The sequence below is a fragment of the Streptomyces caelestis genome, assembly GCF_014205255.1.
GTDB classification, from domain to species: domain Bacteria; phylum Actinomycetota; class Actinomycetes; order Streptomycetales; family Streptomycetaceae; genus Streptomyces; species Streptomyces caelestis.
In genome coordinates this window covers 760,044-778,286 of sequence record NZ_JACHNE010000001.1, presented here as the reverse complement: position 1 = coordinate 778,286, position 18,243 = coordinate 760,044, and the positions used below count along the sequence as shown (strand labels likewise).

Genomic DNA, 18,243 nt, shown 5'->3' with positions numbered 1-18,243 from the left:
GCCTGCCGTGGCGGGACGGATTCCCGCAGCAGGAGGAGAAGGGAGGAACCCTTGCCGACCGGCAGCGGGAGAAGGCGGACCCCACGGTGCGACACCCGGACCGGTACCGCGACGCCGGACACGGGAGAAGGGCCGTACAGCTCTCCTCGTGGTCCCGGGCGGCCGGGGATGGAATCCGGGGCACAGGGCGATGACGGGGGTCGCCCGACCATCGCGACTGATGAATGCTAACGATAGCGCAATCCTGCGAAGAGCTGGCGGCCCTGTCAAGGGGCAGGCGGCGTCAGGTTCGGTGTGGTTGTTGATTGTCCTTGCGGCATTGGCGCGACTTCGGGTGAGTGCTATCGTTCGCACACCTCGTCGCATCCCGGCAACGGATACTCCGGCGGACCCGCACTCCTCCTGGACGGACGGACAGCACAGGCGGGCGCGGGTCCGCCGGGCCGGATCGTTGCCGACACCGAAAGTGAGCCCCCTATGGCCTCCCAGCCCTCGGCGACGCCGATGATCCTCACCACAGTTGTCGCCAGCACACGCCCCGGACGCGTGGGCAGATCTGTCGCGGACTGGTTCACCGCCAGGGCCGCGGAACACGATGGGTTCGAGTCGCACCTCGTCGATCTGCGCGAACTGGCTCTGCCCTTCTATGACGAGCCGCACCCGCCGGCGCTGCGGCAGTACACCAAGAGCCATACCGTGGAGTGGAGCCGGATCGTGGACGCGTCGGACGCGTTCGTCTTCGTCACCCCGGAGTACAACGGCGGCTTCCCGGCCCCGCTGAAAAACGCTTGGGACTACCTCGCCGTGGAGTGGCAGCACAAGCCGGCCGCGTTCGTCAGCTATGGAGGGGTATCGGCGGGCACCCGGGCCGTGCAGATGGCCAAGCAGGTGGTGGCGAACCTCAGGATGCTGCCGATCGGCCCGACCGTGAGCATTCCGTTCGTCAACGAGGTCGTCGCGGACGGCGTCTTCCGGCCCGGCAAGATACATGAGACCGCCGCCGAGCAGGTGCTCGACGAACTCGCCCGTACCGCCGGCGTCATGCGCGGGTTGCGTGGCGGAACGTACTGATGACGTACTGGCCTGAACCGGCTTGACTGAAATGACCGACGTGACCGATGACGCGAAGGGCGCCCGGAACGATGCGTTCCGGGCGCCCTTCGCGTTGTACGTGCGAGCTTGCCGGCGGACCGAGTAGCCGGGTGGGGGAGCCGGTCCATGAATCGGAGATCCGGGTCGGGACCCGGCCCCTCGATCCATGGACCGGCAGCGCAGCCATCGCATGGACCGGGGGCCCCGAACCCGGCAGCGGCTCAGCCGCGCCCGGAGGTCGTCGTCGCCGCGCCAGGGGGTGCCGTGCTGCCGCGCAGGACAAGCGACCCGAGGGAGACCGACGTGTACGGTCCGTCGTTGTCCGGCTTGGTCTTGAGGCGGCGCATCAGCCACAGCGCGCAGCCGGTGGCCATCTCCTGGATCGGCAGACCGGTCGTGGTGAGCCCCGGCCCCCACCAGGAGAAACCCGGTTCGTCCCCGAACCCGACCACGGACAGCTCCCCGGGCACTTTCACGCCCTGTTCGGACAACTCCTCCAGTACGCCCAGGGTGAGCTGAGTCGATCCCAGGACGAGTGCCGTGGGCGCGTCCGGGCCGTCCAGCAGCCGGCGCGTCGCCCGGCGGCCGTGGTCCACGGACGAGGGGGGCCACAGCTCTGTGCGCCCGGCGTCGTCCGGCAGGCCGCCTTCGCGCAGGGCGCTGCGGAATCCGCGCAGCCGCTCGGCGCCCGTGGGCAGCTCCTCGGGGCCGCCCATATAGGCGATACGGGTGTGGCCCAGCTCCACCAGGTGGGCGGTGGCCTGACGCAGGGCCTCGTGGTCGTCAACGCCGAACCACTGGGAGCCGAGGGCGGGGTGACGGCGCAGTAGTTGCAGGTGCGGCAGGGTGCGCAGAAGCTTGACGGAGTCGCCGTGCGGGCGCGCGGTGGGCACGATGATGACGCCCGCGACGCGGTTGGCGGACAGTTCCCGCAGATGGCGCAGCTCCACCATCCGGTCGTCGTCGGTCTCCGAGAGCATCAGCTGGAAGCCCTCGGCCTGCATGTTCTTCGACAGCTGATGCGCGATGGTCGAGTAGAAGCTGTTGCGGATGTCCGGGATCACCAGCGCGACCACGTTGCTCGACGCTCCCCGCATCATCCGCGCCGCACGGTTCCCCACGTAACCCATCTCGGACGCGGCCTGGCGGACCCGGAACTTGGTCTCCTCACTGATGCGGGGGTCGTCGGAGAGCGCCCGGCCGACCGTCGAGACGGAGACCCCGAGGCGTTCGGCGATGTCCCTGGTCGTGATCACGTAAGCGGCTCCCTCGGGCGACTGGTCCGGTGCCATTGCTCTCCGCGTGCCAACGATAGCAATCCCATCGCGCTCCGCGGTCAGAAGGTGTGGTCAGAGGGTGGGGACAGCGGAGTTGATCACTGCCCTATGCTAACGTTAGCATTATTGGAGGGGCCCTTGCAGCCGCCGTAAGCGGCTGCCTAGTTGCGGAGGTTTCCGTGAGGATCGTCAGGTATGCCGTCGACGGTGTGCGTCACTATGGAGAATTCGAAGACGGTGACGCCAGGATCGTGAGATGCGAAGGCGATCCCTTTACCGGGATGTCTCCCACGGGGCAGGTCGACGAAGTCGGTGACGTGGTCGTTCTCCCGCCTCTCGAAAGGCCGCGGATCTTCGGGTTCGCCTACAACTACGCCGCACACATCGACGAGACCGACCGGGACGTCCCGGAAGTTCCCGTGTGTTTCATGAAGCCGAGTACCGCTGTCGTCGGGCCCGGCGATGCCATCGTCTATCCGGTGGGCGGTGAACTCATTCATTTCGAAGGCGAGTTGGTGGCCGTCATCGGAAAGGAAGCCCGCCATGTGAAGGCTTCCGAGGCCCATGAGTACATCCTCGGCTACACCTGCGGAAATGATGTCAGCGACCGCGTGGTCCAGCGCAGGGAGAGCGCGTTCGGAACGCTGCTGATCGGGAAGGGGCAGGACACGTTCGCTCCGCTCGGACCGGTCATCGCCACCGGACTCGACCCCTCGGACCTGCCGCTGACGACCCGGGTGAACGGCGCCGTCGCGCAGTCGGCGAGCACGGCCGACCTGCTGCTCGCCGTGCCCGACCTCGTCGCCTACCTGAGCCGCTATCTGACGCTGCTGCCCGGAGACGCGATCATGACCGGAACGCCGTCCGGTGTCGGGCCGATCCGTCCCGGGGACGAGGTCGAGGTGGAGATCGAGGGCATCGGCGTCCTGCGCAACCCGGTCGTGGCCGAGAGCGCCTGAACCGCGAATGCCCACCGGGCCGACCGCTCGCCAGGGCCTGTTCCTCCCATCAGTGGTGGAGCAGGCCCTGTGGTGTGTCGGCGCAGGGCCCCCGCTCTGCCACCGGAAAACCCGTGTCGCACCAGCCGATCGGCTGGTGCGACACGGGCGACGGATCTCAGAGGGCCGGCCCGTTAGCGGACCGCGTTGTTGAACAGTGAGGTGCGGACGAAGGCCAGGGCGGCGACGCCCACCAACGGCAGGACCGTGACCTGCACCAACCCGGCCCGGCTCCAGCCGAAGGAGTCCACCAGGGCGGCGAAGAGCAGGCCCGAGAAAGCTGCCGTTCCGTAGTAGCTGGTGACGAAGAGGCCGGAGGCGCGTCCGATCTGCGCGGGACGGACGGCCCGCTGCATCGCGCTGTTGGTGTTCGGATAGATGAAGCCGAGGCCGAAGGCGCCCATGAGGAAGGCGAACACGCACTGGAGGCCGACTCCGGCTTGCGTCGTGTAGACGCCCACGCTGACGGCGGAGACGGCCAGCAGGCTCACGATCAGCAGGGTGCGCTGGTTGACGCGGTCGCCGAGCCAGCCGCCGAAGAGGGCCGTCATGCCCCCGAAACCGAGGAGGCTCATGGCCAGTGCGGCCTGCTCGGGGGTGTAGTGCAGCGAGGTGATGAGGTACGTCGGGTAGAGGCCGAGGAACCCGTAGATGGCCACACCGCTGACGACCGAGTGGACGACCAGCGCGATGGTGTTGCGGTTGTAGGGGGAGGCCGGCATGTACTCGTACGTCCTGGTCGAGACGGTCTTCTCCACGGAGTGCTCGGTCAGACCGGCCTTCACGAGGAACAGGCAGGCGGCGGCGATCAGCAGCCCGGCCGCGCCGAACAGATAGAAGGGCGAGTGCCAGGTTCCGTGCGCGTTCATCAGGTGGACGCCGATGAGCGGGGCGATGAACACGCCGAGGGAGTAGCCCACGCCTATGATGCCGAAAGCGAGGCCGCGACGGTGAGCGAAGAAGGCGCCGATCGCCGCGAAGATGGCGGCGGACTGCATGCCCTCGCCGAAGCCGGAGACGACCCGGTACAGGGTCATGTCGGCGAATCCGGTCGCCAGCGGTGTGGCCATCGTGCCCAGGGAGTAAATCACGATGCTGACCAGCAGCACGGTCTTGCGACGGAAGCGATCCAGCAGGTAGCCGGCGGGCAGGCCCGCCAGGGCCATGCCGAGAGTGAAGTTCGTCGCCAGCAGCCCGCCCTGCTCCAGGGAGAACCCGTACTCCGCACGGATGGCGGGCAGCAGCGGGGGAAAGACCTGGCGGTCCATCGCGTTCACCATGTAGGAGAGGACCACCAGAAGGAAGCCGACCCCGATCATGACGCGGGAAATGGGCGGACGACTGCTTTCCTGTGTGTCGCCGACGGGCCCTGCACTGGTGTCGACTTGCGCTGCGTGAGTCATAGCGGCTCCTGAGAGGAATGGGCCGCGGCGGGCCGCGGCGGATCCACCACCGGTACGGGGCGCGTACGGGCGGTGACGAGAAGCGGTGAGCTGAACACGGACTCGTGTCGGCGAGGGCGAAATGTTGCCGACAACCGGCGGATCGGGGGGCGGTGGGCTGACGCGCGGTCGGACACCGTCTGCGGATTTCAGCCCGTCATTTGCCCGTCGGGGACGTCCGTGGCTATGGCGTCTTCGACAGCCGGACATCGTGCGGACACTTGACGGTCACACGGTCGGCGTTGGCAGAAACCATGAAGGCAAGCACGCGGCGCGTCAAGACGTGAGGAGAGGTTTTCTTCGCCGGTATTCGCTTTCATCGGGAGTATCGGCATCCGGGTTGTGGCTGATGTCCGCCGGGGGATGTCGTCCCAGGGGCACATACTTCGAAACCTTGACGTGTCGCAGACTGCTGATGCTATCGTTAGCATCGCGTGGCTATGACAGATTGATGCGACGTGCCCCGGCTTCTCGTGACCCGTTCCAGGGACGTACCGCGGCGCCCGGACCGACCACAAGTCGGCGAGCGCCGGCACCGAACCGAGTTCAGCGACTCAATCCTCTCTCTCCGCTCCACCCATGGTGGCCGGCAGTCCCGTCGGACAGGCTGTCGGCCCCTTGCGGGCGGCGATCACACCGCTCACCGGCGCGACCGGGCCCGACACCCGCCGCGGCCGTACGATTTCTGCGAGGACGACCTGCCATGACTTCACCGAGCCGTCTGGGCACCGTGCTGCTCACCGACTACGCCTGGCCCGACGACTCCGTCGAGCGATCGGTCATCGAGAAGGCGGGCCACACGCTGGTGACCGGCCCCGCCGAACCCGCCTCCGCCGAGGCGATCGAGGAACTGGTCGCCGAGCACCGGCCCGCCGGAATCCTCACCTGCTGGGCCCCCGTCTCCGCCACCGCGATCGGCACCGCACCCGACCTGCGCATCGTGGCCAGACTCGGCGTCGGCCTGGACAACATCGCAGTGGAAGCCGCCACCGAGCGGGGGGCGTGGGTCACCAACGTTCCGGACTACTGCGTCGAGGAGGTCTCCGACCACGCCGTCGGCATGGTGCTCGCCTGGACGCGGGGCCTGGCGGTGTTCGACCGCGAGGTCAGAGCCGGGCGATGGGACCCGGCTAGCGCCCGGCTGCGCCGGTTGTCCACGCTGACCTGCGGCATCGTCGGCTACGGACGCATCGGACGGGCCACCGCGGCCAAGCTCGGCGCGTTCGGCTGCCGGATCCTGGCCCACGATCCCTTCCCGCCGCAGGACGCCCCCGGGGTGGAGCGGGCGGGCCTGGAGGAACTCCTGCGCCGCAGCGACGTGGTGATCCTCCACGTTCCGCTCACCCCCGGCACGCACCACATCATCGGCGCCGAGCAGCTGGCGCTCATGAAGCCGGGCGGCCTGCTGGTCAACGTCAGCAGGGGCCCACTGGTGGACACCGACGCGGTCGTCAAGGCGCTCGACAGCGGGCACCTCGACTCAGCCGCGTTCGACGTACTGGAGTCCGAACCGCACGTGCCCGCCGCGCTGCTGGACCAGCCGGGCGCGCTGATCACTCCCCATGTCGCCTTCTCCTCCGACGCCTCGGTGACGGAACTGCGCCGCCGCGCAGCCGAAGAAGTCGTACGGATCCTGGCGGGCGAGCCGCCGGCCCACGCCTGCAACAGCCCCCGTGGCCTGACCGCCGGGCCGGGTGAGCGGCGATGAGTCCCGCCTCCGTGCAGGCCTGTCCGGACCCCGCGCTGTCCGGCTTTCTGACCGCCCACGAACTCGCCCGGCCTGGTGAGAGCGCACGCTGGACCCCGCTCGCCGGCGGTGTCTCGTCCGACCTGTGGCGGGTGGACCTGCCGGGACGCTCCCTCTGCGTCAAGCGCGCCCTGGCCCGGCTGAAGGTGGCCGCCGACTGGCAGGCACCGGTGTCGCGCAACGCCTACGAATGGGCGTGGATGCGGTTCGCGTCCCGGCACCGACCGGAGACCGTGCCGGAACTCCTGGCCCACGACCCCGGAGCCGGCCTCTTCGCCATGGCGTATCTGCCCCCCGAGCGGTACCCGGTGTGGAAGGCGCAATTGCTCCACGGCGAGGTGGACGTGACGACCGCGGCGGCCGTCGGAGAGGCGCTCGGCATGCTGCACGCGGCGAGCGCGGGCGATGCGTCCCTGGCCGCCGAGTTCGCCACCGACGACAACTTCCACGCACTGCGCATCGAGCCGTACCTGCTCGCCACCGCGGCCGCCCACCCGGCCCTGAGCGACATCCTGCACAGCCTCGCCGAGCGCACGACCGCCACCCACCTGGCCCTGGTCCACGGCGACGTCAGCCCCAAGAACATCCTTGTCGGCCCGTCGGGTCCCGTGCTGCTGGACGCCGAGTGCGCCTGGTACGGAGACCCGGCCTTCGACCTCGCCTTCTGCGTCAACCACCTGCTCCTCAAGAGCCTCGTGCTGCCCAGGCACCGAGCCGGCCTCCTGCGGTCCGCCCGCACGTTGGCCGAGGCATACGTCCGGTGTGTCGACTGGGAGCCCCGGCCTGCCGTCGAGGCACGAGCCGCGTCCCTGTTGCCCGCGCTGCTGCTCGCGCGCGTGGACGGCAAGTCCCCGGTCGAATACCTGACGGAGGACCGGCACCGGCTGTTCGTCCGCACGGTGGCATCCGCCCTGCTCCGGGCACCGGCCCCGACGGTGGAGGACGTGCTGGACGCCTGGACCACCGCGCTGACGACCCTGACCGATCCCGGCACCGACCGGCCCGACTGACCGACGGGTTCGACACATCCGGCGGATCCGACCGAGGAGAGACACATGCGCAGAGTCGTCACCGGCCACGACGAGGACGGAAGGTCGGTCGTCGTCAGCGACGGCCCCGTCCCGCGCAGCCGCGAGTTCACCAGCCTGCCGGGCTGGGTGTCCCGCCTGCCGTGGGCCACAGACCCCGGCGGACCCTTCAGCAGGGCGGGGGAGGATCCCACGCCGAAGGTGACCAGCCTGCTCCCGGCCCCAGGCGGCACACGGTTCATCGTGCTGACCTTTCCGCCGGACACCGCGATGGCCGACCCGGCCTTCGACCCCGTCGCCTTCGACCGGGAGCAGCGGGCCGACTCGCCCGGCATCGCGGAACTCATCGAGCCCGACGGCATGCACACCACGCCGACCGTCGACTACGGCATCGTGCTACAGGGCGAGATCGTCCTCGAACTCGACGACGGCCACCGCACCCGGCTCTCGGCAGGGGACATCGTGATCCAGAACGGTACCCGCCACGCCTGGCGCAACCACGGCGACCGACCGGCCACGATGGCCTTCGTCCTCGTCGGCGTCCCGCACGACGGCGAACGAGCCTGAGCGCAGACGGTGCTCGGTCCAGAGCCTCCGCTACGACGTAACGCCACCAACTCACGAAGATCCTCAGGACACCGCGCCGTGGTCGGCAATCGGTAGTGCCAAGGCGTTGAACAACGCCTGGCCGGCGGACGTGACCGCGTCGCTACGGGAGACGGAGCGGGCTTGCCGGCGCGGCACCCAAGGGAAGCCGGAAGGGGATTGGCGACCAGACACTGGTGGTCATGACCGCCTGCACATGGCGCGGGGCCGGCCTCCTGGGCCAGCACCCGGGGTGCAGCCCGAGCCACCCCGGGGAGGGAGCTCTGGTCACCTCGCCGACGTGGAGAGTGAGCTGCTGCCTGAAGCGCTCGACGAGGCCCCGGTCCGCCATGAAGTCCTCGAAGCCGTCGAGGTGGGCGTTGCGGTACTCCCGGATGGGCGGTAGCCATCGTGGGGCTGGACGTCGGTGCGCACCGACCGCATGGAGAAGTCGGACTGCGTTCCCTTCGACAGCCACCAGTTCAGGTACAGCTTCGCGGCTACGGGATGCTTGGCGTGTCTGAGGATGGCGGCGCGCTGGGCCCAGGCCATGAACGGGTCGTGCTTCGGGCCGACGAAGCGGGTCTTCACACCCGCCGCGGGGGTCAGCATGCCGTCCGTGCCCAGTGCGACGGCCGCGCGGCCCGCTCGACCCGAGCCGCGGGTTCCTGCGTCCTCCGCACCCAGGCGACGTCCTGGGCGACGAACCGCCGCAGCCACTCCCAGCCGTACTCGCCGACGATGAGGCTGTACAGGGAGAGCACCGCGTCGTCGTCGTTCGGGTACGTCGAGACGATCTTCCCCTTCCACCGCGGGTCGAGGAGGTCCCGGGCCGACTCGGTTCCACCATGGCGGGCCACATCCTCAGCCGCGCGGTCCTGACCGTCACCGCCGAAACGCCCGGCTGACCGTCGTAGCGACACGAAGCCGCGACGGCCGACGCCATCGCCGAGTGTCGCCGGCGTACGGAGGTCAGCCCCAGAGCACTCTTTGCGGCCTGCGTCCGCTACGGGGCGGTGTCACATGCGCCGTTCGGCGAACCGGACCCGGCGCACAAGGACCTCCCTCGACTCGGTCCACACACCGACCAGGCGCCCGGTGAACCCGCCCGCCACTTCGGTGGAAAGGTAGCGTCCGTCCAGGCGGGCGAGGACATCCGTGCCGGTTCCGTAACCGATGCCCAGTTCGATGTCGTCCGGTCCGTGCCAAGTGGGCTCCGTGGAGCGGACGCGAAGGGTGACAGGGGAATCGGGCAGCGGGCGGGAGCCGAGAACCGACCGGACCTGTCCGATCCGTGCGACGGCGGTGACTTCGCCCTCGGCAACGTGCAGGCCGTACCAGTGGGCACCGTCGAGCCGTAGGGCGACGGTGAACCGTTGACTGAACTAACTCGATCATTTTCGCAGGTCAGACGGCCTCTCTGCTAGCTTCCCTGGATGCTTGAACGTGATCCCGAGAGGGAGTTAGCGAGCTTCGTGCTGCCCGAGGCCGGACAGCTGGCGGAGACGGGAGATCGGTGGAGGCCCTTTGTCCTCCTGGACGCGGACGGGGTCGAGATCGAACCCGCGGCTGCCTTCTTCGCGGAGCTGCTGGCCTGTGACAAGTCAGCAGCCACGATCCGGTCGTACGGAATGGATCTGCTGCGTTGGTGGCGCTTTTTGTGGGGCTGGGGTGTCGCTTGGGACCGTGCAGTCCGGTCGGACGCTCGGGACTTCGCCCGCTGGATGAAGATCGCGAACAAGCCCGCACCGCTGCACTGGCGCCACCGACGGGACATCAACACTGAGACAGCACCAAGGCCAGTACCGGAGCAGTTGCCTCCCGGAGCTCCCAATCCGATCACGGGAAAGTCGTCGCCAGGGCTGAGATACGCGTCGACAACGCGAGCGCACTGCGAGACCGTGCTGCGGGCCTTCTACGACTTCCACCTCTCCGAGGGAACCGGGCCGATCCTGAACCCGTTTCCGCTGGATCGCTCCCGGCGCCATGGCAGGGCACACGCTCACCACAACCCTGACGAGCGGTTTCGCCACGAACGGCAGGGCCGCTACCGGCCGGCCATCCCCAAGAGGGCCCCTCGGCGAATCCCCGACGCGATGTTCAACGCGCTGTTCGCCGCGCTGAAGCACGACCGTGATCGAGCTCTCCTGGCGTTCTGGGTTTCCAACGGTGCTCGCGCCGAGGAACTGCTCACCAGCCGGCAACGCGACGCGCTGCCCGGCCAACAAATCCTGGGGGTGGTCCGCAAGGGGAGCCGGGCCTATCAACAACTCCCCTGCTCAGCGGACGCTTTCGTCTGGCTACGGCTCTATCAGGAGAGCGCCTGGCGGGCCGGGGTGCCCCGCGGACAGAACGAGGGGTTGTGGTGGACGTTGCGCCGCCCCTGGCGTCCCCTGAACTATCCGGCGGCCCGCGCGATGTTCAACCGAGCCAACATTTTGCTCGGTACGAACTGGACTCTCCACGATCTTCGACACACCGCCGCCTATCGGCTGGCGAGGGATCCGAAGATGCCGCTGACCGACGTGCAGTGGGTGCTCGGTCATGCACACCTGTCGACGACACAGCTCTATCTTCCGGCCGACCGGGACGAGGTGATCGAACATGTTCGGGCGCACCATGCCCGACGGGCCAAGTCCGCCGAGCGGACTCCCTCGCCTCCGGCAGCCGGCTACAACGCTGAATCCCTCAACAACCTCTTCGGGACTGCCTGGTGACGCCTACGGAGACCTTGTCCGTCACGACGCATGTCGCACCTCCCGCGTCCCTGAGCCTGGCCGGCGAGGCATTGAAAGCCGTCGCCTTGCGCTTCCCGCCCAGACCCCCGGAGGACGACTGGCCGACCACTGCATGCGAGCGAGCCGACATCCTGGCTCGTCTGGAGCAACCTCCTCTGCGGCCCGCGGACGTGAGGCAGCACCGAGCCCGGATCCGCGGAGCTCGCCAGACCTTGCAGTGGCTGGAGACTTTCCCGGGGGCCACCTGGCAGCAGCGCTGGAACGCCAGTCCCGCGAGCACGCGTCCTGGCAACGACTGGGCCCGGTTGGCACCCGAGTGGATCGGAACGGCTGCTGGCCCCTCACAGCGGCAGGCATTGTCGGGAGGGCTGCTGAGTCTGATCTGCGCAGACGTTGTCAGGCCCGCCCTCCCCTGGCTGCTGTCACGGACCTCGGCCAACATGACGAGCCTGCGGATCGGGCTGATCCCTGCCCGTGACCCGGAAGGATTCGCCCAGCTTGAAGCGATGGTCGAATCTGCCACGTGGTCCTCCAAGGTCGGGCGTGATGCCCTGCACTCCCTGGTCAAGATCGTGGCCGCCAAGGGCGGCACCTTGGCGGACATCACCGTCGGCGACGCCGTGGAGTATCTCGCCGCACTCAAAGCAGCGAACAAAACCGCGAACGCCAAAACTCGCGGCAACACCCTCTTCTACGCCTGGCTGCGAGAGTTGGGCACCCTGCCTGCAGAAGCACCCAGTTCCTTGCGCTACCTGGCCAACACCAGTGGTCAGGTGTCGATGGAGCAGCTCGTCGACCGGTTCGGCGTCCGCTGCCGCCCAGTCAGAGATCTCTTGGTGGACTATCTCAAAGAGCGGCAGCCAGGTCTGGACTACACGTCCCTGAACAACTTGTCCCGGCATCTGGCCAGCAACTTCTGGGGCGACCTGGAACAACATCATCCGGGAATCGACTCTCTCCACCTGGCGCCCGAGGTGAGCGCGGCCTGGAAGCAGAGATGCCGGACCCGCATCGAACGGCGTCGCCAGCCAGACGGCAAAGTGCGTGAAGTAGTGACCGGACGGGCCAATGTCGCCAGCATCATGATCTCCGTCCGCGCGTTCTATCTCGACATCGCCCAGTGGGCTATCGATGAGCCGGCGCGCTGGGGGCCGTGGGCGGTGCCGAGTCCGATCAAGGACGCGGATGTCGCTGTCGTGAAAGACAACAAGCGGCGCAAAGCCCGGATGGACCACAGGACACGGGAACGACTTCCGGCTCTGCCCGCTGTCGCCCGGGCGGCTTCAACATGCCTGAAAGAGGCCAAAGCCCGACTACAGGCTCTGATGGACACCCCGCCAGGTGGTCAGTTCGCTTTCGCGGGCGCCACCTTCAGGCGGGCAGCGAAGGATGGAACGACCTGGGCGGTGAACATCGCCACCGGCCGGCGCGTTGACCTGGCGCTCGCGGAGAGTCGCGCGTTCTGGGCCTGGGCGATGGTCGAGTTTCTTCAGCACACCGGTGTCCGCATCGAGGAGATGTTGGAGGCCAGCCATCACAGTCTGATCCAGTACAGACTGCCTACCACTGGCGAGATTGTCCCCCTCCTGCAGATCGCGCCGTCCAAAACCGATGAGGAACGAGTCATCCTGGTCAGCCCGGAGCTCGCCGATGTGCTCAGTGCGATCATCGCCCGTGTCCGCGACCCACGCACCGGTGCCGTCCCCTACGTCTCCAGCTATGACATGGCCGAGAAGACCTGGAATCCCCAGATGCCACTGCTTTTCCAGTGGTGCCGCAGCGGCGAGAGCTCCCGCCTCTCCCCGAAGCTCCTGCGCCAAGCACTCCAAGAGGTGATGGCCTCCACGAATCTGACCGACTCAGCCGGACAGCCCTTGGACTTCTCGCCCCATGACTTTCGGCGGATCTTCATCACCGATGCCATCCGCAGCGGCCTTCCCCCGCACATCGCGCAGGTCATCGCCGGGCACACCAGCATCAACACGACCATGGGATACAACGCCATCTACCCCGGCGAGGCTATCGAAGCCCATCGCGCGTTCATCGCCCGGCGCCGAGCACTCCGCCCCAGCGAGGAGTACCGAACCCCCACCAACGAGGAATGGGATGCCTTCCTCGGGCACTTCGAGCGACGCAAACTGTCCATCGGAATCTGCGCTCGCGCATTCGGAACTCCCTGCATCCACGAACACGCGTGTATTCGATGCTCCATGCTCCGACCGGATCCGGCTCAGAGACACCGCCTCGTCGAGATCCGCGACAACCTGATCGCCCGAATCACCGAAGCAGAACAGGAGGGATGGCTCGGTGAGATCGAAGGACTACAAGTCAGCCTCGCCAGCGCAGAGGAGAAGCTCATCCAGCTCGATGCAGAGCTAGCCCGTCAACGCCAAGTGATCGATCTGGGCATGCCCCGCTTCAGCCAGATCGCGACACGAATCAGTACGGCAAGAGGACCTTCAAGTTAGCCGAGCCTCATCCACGCGAATGATCTACACCACCCCAGGCCACGACCCACGCTCTACGGGCGGCGGGCCAGCAAATGAGTGTCGAGGAAACCCCGCTCGGAAGCTGGGTCGTGGAGCAACCGAGCAAATGTGACGAGACCGGCCCCGGCCAGCAACTCGGCAAACTGCTCCGCCGGCCAGCTATAGGCGGGCGTCACCTTGTGGTCGAAGCGAACCGGCTCCGGTCCCTCGGTCCCGAAGAAGGACACCAGGAGCAGGCCCCCTGGTGCCAGGACACGCACCTGCTCGGCGAGCAGCGCGGGCAATTCTCCGGGTGGGGTATGGATCATCGAGTAGTGGGACAGCACTCCGCCGAGTGCACCGTCCTCGACCGGCAGGGCCTCCATCCGCGCTTCGTCGAACTGCAGCGCCGGATGGGCCCGCCGGGCGTGGTCGACCATGGCTGGGGAGAGGTCGAGCCCGAAGGCGTCCAGCCCCAAATCATGCAGCATCGCCGTCACATGACCGGGGCCGCACCCGACGTCAGCTACCCGCAGGTTCCCCGTGCCACGCACGAGCTCGGCGAAAGTGCCGATCATGTTCCGCGCGAACGGGTGCGTCTCCAGCCCATTGGCGAACATCGACGCGTACAGATCGACGACCCCGTCGTAGGCCGCCCTCGTCTCGTCCTGGTGTCCTAACACGGGAAGGAAACTAACACCCGCGCCGTTCGCAGCCGTTCTCCGGCCCCACACCGGTTCCCTCAGGACTGATCGTCCAGTCACCTGATCACGGGACGCTCTCGTTAGTTCAGAGAAGAACGCGCCCTCGCCCGGATCGACGACGAAGTCGGCCTCCCATTGGTCTCCGCCGACCCGCGTGAACAGTCCTGAGGGCTCGCCGGTCTCGCTCAGGGCGTGACCCACGCCCACCCCTTCCGGTGCGCTGTGCACGAACCGGTCGGGACGCTGCCCTGGCGAGACCCACCTGGGATCCAGTCCGGGCGCGGAGAAGTCGTCCTCGAAGTCCCGCTGTCCCGTGGGGACATGGCCGCTGGCCGGTTCGAACCGCGGCCAGTCGTCCACCCAGGTGACATCGGCGAGGAACGTCTCACGCCCGTTGACGTGGAAGCGGGGACTGCGGCCTCGCGGCCGGGTGCCGAGATACACCGCTGCCCACGTCCCGTCGGGACGCTCGACCAGATCGGCGTGACCGACGTTCTGGACGGGATGAGCCGTGCTGCGGTGGGTGAAGACCGGATTGTGCGCGGCGCCCTCGAAGGGCCCTCGTGGGCTCCGCGAGCGTGCCACCGACACCACGTGGCCCCGGTCGGTTCCGCCCTCGGCGATGACCAGGTACCACCATTCGCCGCGCCGGTACAGGTGCGGCCCTTCGGAATGGGCCAGGCCGGTGCCGTGCCAGATCCACCGCGGCTGTTCGAGGAGCACGCCCTGCTCCAGATCGACCGCCACCTGCCTGATGCCGATCTCGGTCTCCGACCACGAGCAGTACGTGACCAGGCACGTACCCTCGTCGTCCCAAGCCAGGTCCGGGTCGATGCCGTCGAGTTCGGTGAGGCACATCGGCGCGGACCACGGCCCGGCCGGGTCGCCCGCCTGGTAGATCTGATGGCCGCCGCGAGGGTCGTCGATGTTCGTGGTGATCAGCCAGAACCGGCCCCCGTGATGGCGCAGCGTCGGGGCGTAGATGCCGCGGCTCGACGGCGACCGGCCCGCGGGGAACTGCTCGTCCCTCGTCAGGGCGTTGCCGATCTGACGCCAGGACACCAGGTCCCGGGAATGCCAGATCGGAACGCCGGGGCTGTACTCGAACGACGAATTCGCCAGATAGAAGTCCTCTCCGACCTGGCATACCGATGGATCGGGGTACATCCCCGACAAGATCGGGGTGGTCGCGGCATCTGCGCTTCGACCGCCCTCCGGCAGTATCGAACTCATTCGAAACGCTTTCCTCAGCTCGACCCGGGCAGATCAGCACCCGGTCGGACACGTTCATCGACGTCGGCCGCGAACAGGCCTGACTTCGGCCCGGTCGATGAGCCGGCCCGGCGGGCCGGGTCGTAGGCGCGCAGGAAACCGCACATGCCCAGCGTCTGCGGGGAAGGGCGTGCGATACGCGAGATCTCCGCGCTGAACAAGTGGTCGAAGCGGCACTGCCGCAGTGCGTCGATCTGCCGCAGTGCAGTGTGCGCGGCGGCCAGCGCACCGTCGCTGACCGTCTTCTGCCAGGCCTCCAGACGGGGCTGGACGATGCGTACCGCTGCCGCGCAGAAGTCCTCGTACGCCGAGCGGTTTCCTCGCATCCACTGCCGCTTCAGTTCGGTGAAGCCTGCGACGGCCAGATCCCTGCGAGCCTGAGCGCGCTCGTGGCTGGGGTTGCCGTCGGTGTCGAGGAGTGAGGCCGCGTCCGGGTAGGTCTCGGGGGACAGGTACCCGGGCGGGAACGTCATGACCGCGTCGCCCGCCTCGGGCAGGCCGCTGTTCTGCATGACGACGATCACGCGCAGGTCCTCGTCGTTGATGGCTCGGTGGATCGTGCCGGGGGTGAACCAGACGACGTCTCCGGCGTGCAGCTCGGTCGTCGTGAGCCCCTTGTAATTGAGGGTCTCCAGTCGGCCGCGGCCACTGACGACGACGTAGCACTCCGCGCAGACGAGGTGCATGTGGGGCGAGCCGCCGTGCTCGTGGTCCGCCGTGGGCCAGGGGTACACCTCGAGCTGGCTGAGCCCCACGGCTCCGGGGAAGTCGGGGAGTGAAGTCACAGCGCGAACCTCTGCGAGATCGGTTCGAGTTCGTGGCGATCCACCATGCGGTCGAGGAACACGAAGCGGTGGGTCAGGTGCAAGGTCTTGCCGGGTTCCAGCTTGATCTCCGTGTCGAAGGCGGGCGAGGGGTTGAGGCAGGCGAAGGCGCTGCTGCGGGCGAACCACGTCAGCGGGGTGGACGCGCTGGTGGTGCCGGCGTAGGCGAGGACCGTCGCGCCGCCGTCGAGTTCGTCGTGCTCGCCGCTGATGGCCGCCCAGGCGCCCCGGGTGCCCATGACGGCGTCGCCTTCGTGGCCCCCGTCGGCGATGATGTCCGCGCCGGTCCAGGCCCGGGGCCCGCGCCAGAAGAGTCCCGTGTAGCCGGCGCCCGGGCGGCCGTGTGTGGTGGGGCTGCCCATCTCCAGCGGTTCGCGGTGGACGTTGGTCAGGGCGGTGGTGAAGTCCAGCGCCCAGACTCCGTCGGCGGTGTCGGCGCTGTGGAAGCGGAGGGTGCGCGTCTCGTCGATCCACACCTCGTCGCTGGAGGAGATCCAGTCCAGGCTCTGGACGACGGACACTTCACTGCCGACGGGGTCCTGCGGCTCGAAGGCGCGGTGCACCTGTCGGCCGTGGTTCTCACGCCAGACGTAACCATGGCCGGGCGCGCCCTGTTCGAAGGTCGGACCGCCCCAGAAGTTGTCGCCGGACAGATGCGACCAGGTCATCTGCAGACCCTTGTGCCAGCGGTGGTCCCAGGGCCGGTACACGCCCACGGGGGCGCCGGAGAGGGTTCTCAGCGGATAGAGATAGGGCTTGGGGGACTCTTCGAGGGGGGTGTCCGGCCGATAGACGTACGTGGCGAGGTCCGTGCCCGCGGCCGAGACCACGAACTGGCTTCCGGCGGCGTCGTGGTCGATGTGGAGGTGAGTGTCAGACACCGGTCTTCTCCTTGGCGGCGTTGTCCCGGGCGGTGCGGGGGCGACCGCTCATGGAGTGGTAGACGGGGCTGGCCGGGGTGATCATGTCCGGGGTGACGGGGCTTCCGGTCCGCGCCGACTCGTACAGTGCGGCGATGAAGGCCAGGACGCGGCGGCCGTCGTCGCCGCTGACCTCGGGGCGTTCCCCCGCGCGCAGCGACCGCAGCAGCACGCGCAGTTGCGCGGCGTGCGAACTGGCTTCGTCGTCGAGCGGCGCTCCGAGCTCCACGGCCGTGGCGCCGACCCGGTGGGGCGCTGGGGTCCACGTCCAGTGGGAGTTGTCGTAGCCGTACAGGTGGGACAACTCGACCGTGGCCTCGGGGAAGTCGAGGCGCAGGTAGCTGGTCTCGCGGGGGGAGAGGAGGCTGTTGACCATGGACACCATGGCACCGCTGGCGAAGCGGACCATGGCCATGGAGACGTCCTCGGTCTCCACGTCGCGGGCCAACGTGCCCATGGCGGCGCGGACTTCGGTCCATTCGCCCATCAGCGACAGCATGAGGTCCATCTGGTGGATGCCGTGGCCCATGGTGGGGCCACCGCCCTCGGTCTCCCACTTGCCGCGCCAGGGGACGTCGAAGTAGGCGTCGTCCCGGTACCACAGGGTGTGGCAGACGCCGACCAGGGGCGCGCCGAGGCTGCCGGTGCGGATGTGTTCTCGCAGGGCTCGGGCGGCGGACCCGAACCGGTGCTGGAAGACGTAGGAGACGTACGGGCCGCCCTCGCGCTCGTGGGCGGCGACGGCGTCGTACTCGGCCACCGAGAGGGTGGGAGGCTTCTCGCACCACACCGACGCGCCGGCGTCCAGACAGGCGGTGATGGCCTCGCCGTGGGCGATCGGGGGCGTGCAGACGATGACCAGGTCCGGGTGCTGCTCCCGCAGCATGTGGTTCAGGCTGTCGTAGGCAGCGGGAATGCCCCAGCGGGCGGCGAAGACCTCGGCGCGCCGCAGGTCGACGTCGACGACGGCAGTGACGACCGCCTCGCCGCTCTGGGCCTGGACGGCGGGCATGTGGCAACCGTCGGCGATGTTGCCGGCGCCGACGATCGCCACCTGCACGGGCTGGCTGGACTCAGTCATGTGGCTCTCTCGTGGAAGCTCGGGCGGTGCCTGGGCGCGGCACGGGGGGCGTCACACCGCTTACGGA

14 protein-coding genes and 2 pseudogenes are annotated in these 18,243 nt (G+C 68.3%); 7 read left to right on the top strand and 9 right to left on the bottom strand.

What is annotated here, in order from left to right; genetic code table 11:
- Window positions 1-477 precede the first annotated feature (477 nt).
- Window positions 478-1,071 carry an NADPH-dependent FMN reductase gene (locus HDA41_RS03465; RefSeq protein WP_184980545.1) on the top strand — a complete coding sequence of 198 codons (594 nt, stop codon included), beginning with the start codon at window positions 478-480 and terminating at the stop codon, window positions 1,069-1,071.
- Between the two features lie 242 nt (window positions 1,072-1,313).
- Here the strand turns inward: HDA41_RS03465 and HDA41_RS03460 are convergent, their stop codons facing one another.
- Window positions 1,314-2,348, bottom strand: a complete 1,035-nt coding sequence (locus HDA41_RS03460) for a LacI family DNA-binding transcriptional regulator (protein WP_184980543.1) — start codon at window positions 2,346-2,348, stop codon at window positions 1,314-1,316.
- A 200-nt stretch (window positions 2,349-2,548) separates the two neighbouring features.
- Here HDA41_RS03460 and HDA41_RS03455 point away from each other — a divergent pair, with 200 nt between their 5' ends.
- Entirely contained in the window at window positions 2,549-3,328 is a 780-nt protein-coding gene (locus HDA41_RS03455) for a fumarylacetoacetate hydrolase family protein (RefSeq protein WP_184980541.1), read from the top strand.
- A 173-nt stretch (window positions 3,329-3,501) separates the two neighbouring features.
- Here the strand turns inward: HDA41_RS03455 and HDA41_RS03450 are convergent, their stop codons facing one another.
- Entirely contained in the window at window positions 3,502-4,686 is a 1,185-nt protein-coding gene (locus tag HDA41_RS03450; RefSeq protein WP_230299814.1) for an MFS transporter, read from the bottom strand.
- 826 nt (window positions 4,687-5,512) lie between these two features.
- On the opposite strand from HDA41_RS03450, the gene HDA41_RS03445 reads away from it, so the two are divergent.
- Genes HDA41_RS03445 through HDA41_RS03435 form a run of 3 tightly spaced genes read left to right on the top strand, consistent with a single transcriptional unit; the run spans window position 5,513 to window position 8,151 of the window.
- Window positions 5,513-6,517, top strand: a complete 1,005-nt coding sequence (locus HDA41_RS03445; RefSeq protein ID WP_184980537.1) for a C-terminal binding protein — start codon at window positions 5,513-5,515, stop codon at window positions 6,515-6,517.
- On the top strand, window positions 6,514-7,566 hold the full coding sequence (locus HDA41_RS03440) for a phosphotransferase family protein (protein ID WP_184980535.1): 1,053 nt from the start codon (window positions 6,514-6,516) through the stop codon (window positions 7,564-7,566). Before HDA41_RS03445 ends, HDA41_RS03440 begins: the two co-directional genes overlap by 4 nt.
- A gap of 45 nt (window positions 7,567-7,611) precedes the next feature.
- The gene (locus HDA41_RS03435) at window positions 7,612-8,151 is read left to right on the top strand and encodes a cupin domain-containing protein (protein ID WP_184980533.1); all 540 of its coding nucleotides are present in this window, start codon (window positions 7,612-7,614) and stop codon (window positions 8,149-8,151) included.
- Between the two features lie 623 nt (window positions 8,152-8,774).
- On the opposite strand, the gene HDA41_RS40960 is transcribed toward HDA41_RS03435, so the two are convergent.
- Together HDA41_RS40960 and HDA41_RS42635 are read right to left on the bottom strand one after the other, a co-directional pair.
- A complete protein-coding gene (locus tag HDA41_RS40960) occupies window positions 8,775-9,029 on the bottom strand; it encodes a type 2 periplasmic-binding domain-containing protein (protein WP_230299815.1) in 255 nt (84 codons plus the stop codon).
- Window positions 9,030-9,188: 159 nt separating this feature from the next.
- Window positions 9,189-9,515 (bottom strand): annotated as a pseudogene (locus tag HDA41_RS42635) (beta-xylosidase family glycoside hydrolase); the annotation flags it as partial.
- A 90-nt stretch (window positions 9,516-9,605) separates the two neighbouring features.
- Here HDA41_RS42635 and HDA41_RS03420 point away from each other — a divergent pair.
- Entirely contained in the window at window positions 9,606-10,886 is a 1,281-nt protein-coding gene (locus tag HDA41_RS03420) for a tyrosine-type recombinase/integrase (protein WP_184980531.1), read from the top strand.
- A 461-nt stretch (window positions 10,887-11,347) separates the two neighbouring features.
- Window positions 11,348-13,375: a tyrosine-type recombinase/integrase gene (locus HDA41_RS03415; protein ID WP_230299816.1), complete on the top strand. Its 2,028-nt coding sequence runs from the start codon at window positions 11,348-11,350 to the stop codon at window positions 13,373-13,375.
- A gap of 53 nt (window positions 13,376-13,428) precedes the next feature.
- Here the strand turns inward: HDA41_RS03415 and HDA41_RS03410 are convergent, their stop codons facing one another.
- The 5 genes and pseudogenes from HDA41_RS03410 to HDA41_RS03390 form a co-directional block, all read right to left on the bottom strand.
- Window positions 13,429-14,058, bottom strand: coding sequence for a class I SAM-dependent methyltransferase (locus HDA41_RS03410; RefSeq protein ID WP_184993109.1), 630 nt, complete (start codon window positions 14,056-14,058; stop codon window positions 13,429-13,431).
- 378 nt (window positions 14,059-14,436) lie between these two features.
- A pseudogene (locus HDA41_RS03405) lies at window positions 14,437-15,312 on the bottom strand (glycoside hydrolase family 43 protein); the annotation flags it as partial.
- 14 nt (window positions 15,313-15,326) lie between these two features.
- Window positions 15,327-16,136, bottom strand: a complete 810-nt coding sequence (locus HDA41_RS03400) for a cupin domain-containing protein (RefSeq protein WP_221511405.1) — start codon at window positions 16,134-16,136, stop codon at window positions 15,327-15,329.
- Entirely contained in the window at window positions 16,133-17,056 is a 924-nt protein-coding gene (locus HDA41_RS03395) for a DUF6807 domain-containing protein (RefSeq protein ID WP_221511404.1), read from the bottom strand. Before HDA41_RS03395 ends, HDA41_RS03400 begins: the two co-directional genes overlap by 4 nt.
- Entirely contained in the window at window positions 17,049-18,176 is a 1,128-nt protein-coding gene (locus HDA41_RS03390; protein ID WP_184980527.1) for a Gfo/Idh/MocA family protein, read from the bottom strand. Before HDA41_RS03390 ends, HDA41_RS03395 begins: the two co-directional genes overlap by 8 nt.
- Window positions 18,177-18,243: the final 67 nt, after the last annotated feature.